Origin of the sequence: Mesorhizobium sp. M5C.F.Ca.IN.020.32.2.1 (assembly GCF_004023105.1) — a bacterium.
GTDB classification, from domain to species: domain Bacteria; phylum Pseudomonadota; class Alphaproteobacteria; order Rhizobiales; family Rhizobiaceae; genus Mesorhizobium; species Mesorhizobium wenxiniae.
In genome coordinates, this window is the sequence record NZ_RZSX01000901.1 from 1 (window position 1) to 2,447 (window position 2,447).

Here is a 2,447-nt window from a genome sequence, read left to right on the forward strand (position 1 = left end):
CTGCGAGCATGGGGGGCGCCTTTACTTTGCCAGCGAAGTGAAAGCCATTTTCGCGGCCGACATGAATATACCCCGTGCCTTCGATCCAGCCGGCATCGATCAGACTTTCACGCTCTGGACAGTCGTCCCGCCGCAAGGCGTATTTCAGGGGATCAGCGAACTCACCCCGGGGCACGTCCGCATTTACGAAAGTGGCACCGTTCGCGAGCGGGCCTTCTGGAAGCCTTGCTATCCCGAAACTTCCGATCCCCGCTGTGGAGAATTCACCGGCTCGCTCGACGACGCGGTGGACGACGTGCGCGGCGCCCTGGAGGCTGCGACGGCGCTCAGGATTGTGCAGGCCGACGTGCCGGTCGGCTGCTATCTGTCGGGCGGGCTTGACAGCTCGCTAGTCGCCGCGCTGGGAAGGCGCTACGCGGGCGAGCGGTTCCAGACCTTCTCCCTGCGTTTTGCCGACGCCGAGTATGACGAGACCCGTTTCCAGCGCCTGGTCGCCGGCGCGACCGGGAGCGAGCACCATGAGGTGGTGGTTTCGCGCAGCGACATCGCCGAGATCTTTCCCGAGGTGATCAATCACACAGAGCGCCCAATCCTGAGGACCGCGCCTGCGCCGCTGTTCCTGCTCTCTAGGCTGGTGCGAGAACACGGCATCAAGGTCGTGCTGACCGGCGAAGGAGCTGACGAAATGTTCGCTGGCTATGACCTGTTCCGCGAAGGCAAAGTTCGCCGCTTTTGGGGACGCCAGCCCGCATCGACAGGACGCTCACGGCTGCTGGAGCGCCTGTATCCCTATCTCAGCCGCTCGCCGGTGCATCAGCAAGCAATGGCGCGCCAGTTCTTCGGGCGCGATATCCAGGCCTATGACACGCCCGGCTTTGCGCATGACACACGCTGGCGCACCACCAGCGCCATCAAGCGATTGTTCTCCGCCGACATGCGCGCCGAGTCCGAGCGCCGCAATGCCGTGCCCGAGCTGATCGCCCGCCTGCCCGCGGAGTTTTCGCGATGGGGCTCGCTCGCGCAGGACCAGTATGTCGAGATCCAGACGCTGATGTCGGGATACCTGCTTTCTTCACAAGGGGACAGGATGCTCATGGCCCACTCCGTCGAGGGGCGCTTCCCGTTCCTTGACGATGAACTCGTGACGCTCGCGAATTCGCTTCCGGCTGCCTACAAGCTGCGCGTCCTCGACGAAAAGCACGTGTTGAAGCGGGTAGCGGAACCGATCGTGCCGTCCGAAATCGTGGCCCGCAAGAAGCAGCCGTACCGAGCGCCCAACGCGCTCTGCTTCGTTGCCGACGATGCTCCGGCCTATGTCCGCGAAGCGCTTTCGGAGACGGCGCTGCGCGAGGCAAACGTTTTCGATCCGAAGTCGGTCACGCGCCTGCTGGACAAGTGTCGAGCCAGGGCGAGCGACGGCGATCTGTCCAACTCCGACAACATGGCGCTGGTCGGCGTGCTGTCGACCCAGCTTCTTCACCAGCAGTTTGTCGCAAGCCGCCCCGGTGGGGTCCGCCTGGGCGAGCTTAGCGTCGACGTTGAGCGCGAGCATCGCGAAGAGGTCCTGGCATGATGCATGGCGCCGTACCACTGCTGCATGACTACCTCACCCACGCCGCCAGCCGGGTCCGTGAGAAGGTGGCGCTGGTGTGCGGCGGGCAACGTGTCACCTATGGCGAGCTCGAAGCGCGCTCGAACGCCATCGCGCAACATCTGGCCGCGTCTGGGATTGCACGCGGAGATCGCGTGGTGATCTTCGCCGACAACACTGTCGAGACGGTCGTAGCCTTCTGGGCCGTGCTCAAGGCGAACGCCGTGGTGTGCATCGTCAATCCGCTCACCAAGAGCGACAAGCTTGATTACCTGCTCAACGATTGCCGACCGACGGCACTGATCACGGACAGGCACCTGCACTCGATCTTCAGCGGGCCGGCACGCAGCTGCCCGTCATTGCGCCGGGTGATCGTCTCCGGGCCGATCATCGAGGGCGAGCTGACAGGATTGCCGCACGCCGTGCGCTGGGACAGCGTGGTCGCCGCCGATGGTAGCGTACCGCCGGCGCGCCGGTGCATCGATATCGATCTCGCTGCCATCATCTACACATCTGGATCGACAGGCGAACCCAAGGGCGTGATGCTGACGCACAGGAACATGACTGCCGCGTGCACGTCGATCGCTTCATACCTGAAGCTGTGCGAAGACGAGGTGATCCTCAACGTTTTGCCTCTCGCCTTCGATTACGGCCTGTACCAGATGATCATGGCGTTTCGCACTGGCGCTCGGCTGGTGCTTGAACGCTCGTTCGCTTTCCCGGCGCAGATCCTCGGGTTGATCAAGGAGGAGAGGGTGACAGGTTTTCCCGGCGTGCCGACCATCTTCGCGGCACTCTCGGATCTCAAGTCGCTGAAAGACCATGATTTTTCGAGCATTCGCTACGTCACGAACAC

At 63.2% G+C, this 2,447-nt stretch carries 2 protein-coding genes; both read left to right on the forward strand.

Annotated elements, in window-relative coordinates; all coding sequences use genetic code 11:
• Positions 1-1,573: asparagine synthase (glutamine-hydrolyzing) (gene asnB, locus EOA86_RS30595; protein WP_128345039.1), on the forward strand; the 1,573-nt coding region annotated here is incomplete at its 5' end.
• Positions 1,570-2,447: AMP-binding protein (locus tag EOA86_RS30600; RefSeq protein WP_164892136.1), on the forward strand; the 878-nt coding region annotated here is incomplete at its 3' end. The genes asnB and EOA86_RS30600, both read left to right, overlap by 4 nt.